The sequence below is a fragment of the Sorangium sp. So ce887 genome, from assembly GCF_051521455.1.
Lineage (GTDB): Bacteria > Myxococcota_A > Polyangia > Polyangiales > Polyangiaceae > Sorangium.
Genome location: NZ_CP150354.1, coordinates 9995020 through 10001372 on the forward strand (window position 1 = coordinate 9995020; position 6353 = coordinate 10001372).

Annotated in this window: 4 protein-coding genes; 1 reads left to right on the forward strand and 3 read right to left on the reverse strand. The window is 73.1% G+C overall.

The annotated features are described in order from the left end of the window. The first annotated feature begins 144 nt into the window (after window positions 1-144). Window positions 145-2499: an AAA family ATPase gene (locus WMF36_RS37435; protein ID WP_437575606.1), complete on the forward strand. Its 2355-nt coding sequence runs from the start codon at window positions 145-147 to the stop codon at window positions 2497-2499. 275 nt (window positions 2500-2774) lie between these two features. Here the strand turns inward: WMF36_RS37435 and WMF36_RS37440 are convergent, their stop codons facing one another. The 3 genes from WMF36_RS37440 to WMF36_RS37450 form a co-directional block, all read right to left on the reverse strand. Next, window positions 2775-2903, reverse strand: coding sequence for an ATP-binding protein (locus tag WMF36_RS37440; RefSeq protein WP_437575607.1), 129 nt, complete (start codon window positions 2901-2903; stop codon window positions 2775-2777). A gap of 200 nt (window positions 2904-3103) precedes the next feature. After that, window positions 3104-4225 (reverse strand): DUF4419 domain-containing protein, encoded by a 1122-nt coding sequence (locus tag WMF36_RS37445; protein ID WP_437575608.1) that lies wholly within the window; start codon window positions 4223-4225, stop codon window positions 3104-3106. A 359-nt stretch (window positions 4226-4584) separates the two neighbouring features. Beyond that, window positions 4585-6249 (reverse strand): hypothetical protein, encoded by a 1665-nt coding sequence (locus WMF36_RS37450; RefSeq protein ID WP_437575609.1) that lies wholly within the window; start codon window positions 6247-6249, stop codon window positions 4585-4587. Window positions 6250-6353: the final 104 nt, after the last annotated feature.

Sequence of the window (6353 nt, forward strand, 5' to 3'; positions counted from 1 at the left end):
TCTTGACGCTCTCCCGCGGCGAGGCGGGGGGTCGTTGCGGCGGAGCCGGGACAGCGTCGCCCGACGTTTCGCCCGCGCCGGCGGGGGTCGGGGCCGGGTGTGGTAGGCTCGCGGGCTCCGGCTGCGCCTGGCCGATGCCGCCGTATGACGAAGAAATCGCTCCGCGTCTATCTCATCGCCCACCACGACGGCCGCGTCACCGGCATCCTCCTGCGCACGTGGGCATTCGTCTTCGACCGGCCGGCGCCGTCCGCTTATGGCGCCTCCGAGGAGGACGTGCTGCGCAAGATCGAGGTGGAGCTCCACGCGCGGGTGGCGACGGGCGAGGACGACCTCGATCGCTATCTGTGGGACGAGTCGTTCGAGGTGCGCACGCTCGGCGTCGATGTTCACCCGCAGACCACGGTCAAGCGCGCGGCGGTCGTCGGCCGGCGCCGCATCCCGCTGCGGCTCACCTACCTCGCGAGCAAGCTCGCCGAGGGCGGATACCGGGTGATGCTCCCGCGCTTCGGCTGGTCCGTGATCGTGGAGGATCTCTCGATTGCGCCCGACGTGCTCCGCCAGCTCGTCACGAGCGCGCTGCTCGGCGAGTCGCCGCGGTCGCTCTTCGATTTCCGCAGCGAGGGGGACGAGTACGTGCGCCCGTGGTCGCCCCGCTTCCCGTCGCGCGCCGAGGGCTCGGCCCGGCGCGCGGCGGACGAGCGCCCCACGCTGCACGCGGTCGCCGAGGATCTTGTCGAGAAGGCCGCGCGCCAGCGGCTCCCGGTCGCCGTGGGCGAGTCGGAGGAGCTGGAGCAGGCGCTCCCGGTGTTCGACGCCGCGCGCGCCGCGCAGGGCGCGCCGCTGCCGTCGATCCTGCTCGTGGGCGGCCCGGGCGTCGGCAAGACGACCTGGGTTTACCGGCTGGCGCGGCGGTTCGCGGCGTGGCGGAGGGACAAGGCGCGCGCGCTCTCGCCGGGCCTGTTCAGCACCTCGGCCGACCGGCTGCTCGCCGGGATGACGTATCTCGGCATGTGGCAGGCGCGGTGTCTGAAGCTCGTGGGCGAGCTGTCGCACGAGGGGGATCTCCTGCACGTCGGCGCGCTCTTGCCGCTGCTCCGGCCGCAGCCGGACGGCTCGTCGATCGGCGACATGTTCTTGCCGGCGCTCCGGACCGGCGAGGTGAGCCTCATCGCGGAGTGCACCGAGCCGGAGCTCGAGGCGTGCCAGCGCCGCGCGGCCTCGCTCGTGGCGTGCTTTCAGGTCGTGCGGCTGCGCGAGCCCGATCCGGCCGCGGTGCCGGCGCTGCTCGCGGAGTACGAGGCGCGGAAGGACGCGCGCGTCCGGTTGCACCCGGCGGGCAAGAAGCGGCTGGTCCAGCACCTCGCGATGTTCCGGCGCGACGTGCTCTTCCCTGGCAAGGCGTTCCGCTTCATCGACTGGCTCACGCAGGACGCCGGCGCCCGGGCAGGCGCGGACGGCGGCGCCCGGGCAGGCGCGGACGGCGGCCGCGTGCTCTACCCGCGGGACGTGTCGGAGGCCTATGCGCGCCACTCGGGGCTGCCGATCGAGCTGATCGCCGACGAGATCCCCGCGAGCGCCGAGACGATCGCGCGCGGGCTGAAGCGGCGCGTGATCGGGCAGGACGAGGCGTGCGACACCGCGGCGCGGGTGCTCGCGCGCTTCAAGGCGGGGATGAACGACCCCGAGCGCCCGTGCGGCACGCTGCTCTTCGTCGGCCCGACGGGCGTGGGCAAGACGGAGCTCGCGAAGGAGCTCACGCGGTCGATGTTCGGCGACGAGGGGCGGATGATCCGGCTCGACATGAGCGAGTACCGGCTGCCGGGCTCGTCGGCGCGGCTGCTCCAGGCGGGGCGGCCGGGCGCCACGACGCTCGCGCAGCGCGTGCGGCAGGAGCCGCTGTCGCTCGTGCTCCTCGACGAGATCGAGAAGGCCCACCGCGAGGTGTTCGACCTGCTGCTCGGGATCTTGGGCGAGGGCCGGCTGACGGACGAGGACGGGCGGCACGTCGATTTCCGGATGGTGCTGATCGTGATGACCTCGAACCTCGGCGTCGCCGATCGGGCGACGGTCGGCTTCAGCGGCGGCGGAGACGGAGAGAGCGGCGCGGCGGGCGCGCTACGGGCGAGGCGCGCGGCGCCGGCGGGCGTGCGCGAGCACTTCCGGCCGGAGCTCGTGAACCGCATCGATCACGTCGTCCAGTTCCGGAGCCTCGAGCGGGACAGCGTGCTCAGGATCGTGGATCTGGAGCTCGCGAAGGCCGAGACGCGCACCGGGCTCGTGCGGCGGAACCTGCGGCTCCGTGTCCTGCCCGAGGCGCGGGCCTGGCTGGCCGAGGCGGGGTTCGATCCGAGGCGGGGGGCGCGGCCGCTGAAGCGGGTGATCGAGGAGCGGGTCATCACGCCGATCGCGGCGCGCATGGCGGAGGATCCGGGGTGCCGGGACAGGGAGATCGTGGTCGAGGGCGGGGGGGCGGGGCTCGCGCTGCGGTTCGGGTAGCTCGGCCGCGAGGGGCGGGCGCAGACCGCGGCGACGGTTCGATGGGCTGATCCCTTCAATCCAACCCGCAGGTCCTGCGGAGCAGCCAGAATTCAACGCAAAGGCGCAAAGGCGCAAAGGCGCAAAACGACGGAGAGGGGAGGAACGAGAAGGCCTGGAACACCAATGTTGAAACCCGGAGAATTTTCACAGGGAGGCGAGGAGGCGGGGAGGAAGAAAAAAAAGAATCTCTCCCTCTCGCCGTCTCTCGCTCCCCGCCTCTTGGATGATCAGCCCTAGTCTTCCAGGTTCTTCTCTTCGAGCCCTTTCTTCTTCCTGATCGACGGCCCCTTCGGCGAGAGCACATGCGCGTTGTGGACCAACCGGTCGCAGATCGCGCCGGCGAAGGTGGGGTCAGCGAGCATCGCGTGGTCAACGGATTACAGGAATGACTCCCCCACTCTCTCTTGCCCCTTTGCGCCTTTGCGTTAAATTCCGGTTCCCCGCTGCGAATGCCGCCCGTTCCAGCAGCAAAATTGCCTTGCAGACGACGGGGGCGGGTGCTGGCGGCGGTACCGGAAGCCCTCTCGACGCCCGGCAGCGGGGTACCGGCGACCGTTCGACCTCAGCGCGCTTCGGCGGGCGGCTTGGCCGCGGGCCAGGGCTCTCCGTGCACGACGGCCCAGACGAACTCCGGGATGAGCGCGAGCGAGTGCTGGTCCTGCATGACGCCGATGAGACCGCTGATGAACTCCAGGGGGTGCTCCCGGCGGTGCTCATCGAGGAACCGCAAGGACGCGCTGGTCAGCCCGGGCGGGAGCCGAGCGAGCCCAGGCCCCTCCGGCTTCGCCAGCGCGGCGAGCGGGTTGCGCCGGGCCTCCGCGGCCTGCCACCGTTCGAGCCAGCCGTCGAGATACGTATTCGGAACGAAGTGGTCGGCAGGCCAGGCGCGCAGGTACGGAAAAAGCACGTGGATCCACCCGGTGAGCTCATCCGCGGAGTTCTCGTACCGGAAGAAGGCGCGCCAGAACGCCGGATCTTGACGGCCCTCCGCCGAGGCGACGATCTGGTCGAGCACCGGCAGGAGAGCGTGAGTCCAGCGCTCTGCCCCGAACGGGCCGAACGCCGCCGCGCGGTGGCGCACCCAGCGCCAGTCGTCCGCCGTGCCGAGCAGGTAAATGCGGGGGATTCCACGGTCCGGAAAGCTCATGTCCGCGGGGAAGGGCGGCTGCCACTCGAAGTGCGGCACGAACGGCGTCATCACCGTGAGCTCCGACGCCACGCGCTCCACCGGTCCCGTGGTCGAGAAACTGGCGGTCACGAGCTCCCGCAGCTTGCCGACCCGCGCGGCGATCTGGCTGGAGAAATCCGGAAACGCGACGGGCCACGGGTTCACCTCACCCAGCGTGAAATCCGGCCGATCGATCCTCAGCTCGAAGTCGCTGTCCTCGAGGAGGACCTGACGCCGCTGCTCCTCGTTCGCAGCGACGTGGAGCGTGAACCCACGGGCCAGGCAGAACCAGATCACGTCGGGCGAGAGCACAAGGGGGTAGCGCTGGGTGAACGCCATGTAAGCCGCCTGGACGAGCGGGTGCACGTCCGTGCGCCCGACGAGGGGCAGGCGATGGCGATAGGCGGCCTCGACGGGCGAGACGAGCAGGCTCTGCACCGCCGATTCCTCGTCGAACGCGGGCAGCGGCGCCGTCGCAGGCTCGAAGTCGGCAACGGCGATCGTCGTGATGCTCATGGATCCTCGCTCTCCTGGCCCTGCGCGACGGCTTCGTGATCCAGCGCTGCCCTCTCGCACCTCGTACACGAACGCGCCGCGCGAGACAACTCGCCACGACGGCGGCTGACGGCCGCAGCCGCAGCGCCCGTCGCACATGCACGCCGGCACGCCGTGGCGCCGGCTCGCGCAGGTTCACGGCGGCATCCGACGCAGCGCCGCGATGCGCACGCTTTCGCGGGCCGCAGGTGCAATCATCGCCCCTGACTGCAGCCGAGCCCGAAGCGAACAGACGCTGGGGAAGGAGGGTGCCATGGCCGGGGGGGCAGGTCCCCGCCCCTGTGCGGCGGTGGTGGCGCTTGGCGGGGCGCGGATTCCGGTCAATCATTGGGCATGCCGTCGCATCGTCGTTCGTCCTCGCAGTCCCGCGATATCCGGTCAGCGCTGCGTGGCCAGGCAAAAAGCGCAGGCAACTTCGCACATCCGACGGCCAGCGAGGCCATGGCGCCCGGCGAATCGTCCACGCCCAGCGCCACGAACCAGGCCACCACCCAGACGACGAGGGCCACCTCCGGCTGGGATCCGTTCACGCGCAAGGCCACCACGCCCCCGAGCTCTCCCGCCGCGACGCCGAGCCCCGCGCCGCAGGCGACGACGGGGAATGCTTCCGGGAGCACGTCGGCCGCTGCCGGCGGGCACAACGCGGGTCGAGCGCCGACCAGCACGCCGGTCTCGCCGGTCTCGCAGCCTTCCGCGCCGGGACCGCGCGTGTCCCCGATCGACGTCCCGCGCAGCCAGAACGCCACGCCGGGGAATCCTGCCGGATCGGCCCCCTCCGGCCTGCCGCGCAGCGCCCCCACGACCCCGGTCACCGACGCGCCGTCGCTCCCCGCCGCTCGGCCCCAGGGCGCCCCCACGACGACCCCGGTCACGAACGCGCCGTCGCTCCCCGCCGCTCGGCCCCAGAGCGCCCACACGACGACCCCGGTCACGAACGCGCCGTCGCTCCCCGCAGCTCGGCCCCAGAGCGCCCCCACGACGACCCCGGTCACGAACGCGCCGTCGCTCCCCGCCGCTCGGCCCCAGAGCGCCCACACGACGACCCCGGTCACAAACGCGCCGTCGCTCCCCGCCGCTCGGCCCCAGAGCGCCCCCACGACGACCCCGGTCACGAACGCGCCGTCGCTCCCCGCCGCCCGGCCGCAGGCCGCCCCCACGACCCCGGGCAGCGGCTCTCCGTCGCTCCCCGCCGCCCGGCCGCAGGCCGCCCCCACGACCCCGGGCAGCGGCGCTCCGTCGCTCCCCGCCGCCCGGCCGCAGGCCGCCCCCACGACCCCGGTCAACAGCGCTCCGTCGCTCCCCACCGCCCGGCCGCAGGCCGCCCCCACGACCCCGGGCAGCGGCGCTCCGTCGCTCCCCGCCGCTCGGCCCCAGAGCGCCCACACGACGACCCCGGTCACGAACGCGCCGTCGCTCCCCGCCGCTGGGCCCCAGGGCGCCCCCACGACCCCGGGCAGCGGCGCTCCGTCGCTCCCCGCCGCTCGGCCCCAGAGCGCCCCCACGACGACCCCGGTCACGAACGCTCCGTCGCTCCCCACCGCCCGGCCGCAGGCCGCCCCCACGACCCCGGGCAGCGGCGCTCCGTCGCTCCCCGCAGCCCGGCCGCAGGCCGCCCCCACGACCCCGGTCAACAGCGCTCCCCAGGGCGCCGTCTCCCCGAACCCCAGGACGGGCGCGATCCAGACAGGTCCGGGCGAAAGCCGTCCCTCCACCGGATCGACCGCCGGCCCTCTCCAGAACACGACCCCGCGCGCCGCTCCCGGCCAGCAAAACACCAGCTCGGCGGCGCCCGGACGCGCTGCGCCGAGCGCGAACGAAGCGAACGTCAAGGCGCCCCCGAACGAGGCCACGCCGAAGAACACCACGTCCCCCCAGACGCCGCCCGGGACCCGCGCGACGCCCGACACACGAAGCGCCCCGACGGCAAAACCCACCTCCACCACGGAGAACGCGCCCGCCGGGAGCTCCGCCGCCAAAGGCCCCACGGGCAACGGCGGCAAGACCAGCGACCCTGGCGCCGATCCCAAGAACGCAGGCCCGCTCGGAAAGGGTTCGCGGGAGAGCGCGCGCCGAGCTCCGCCCGGTGATG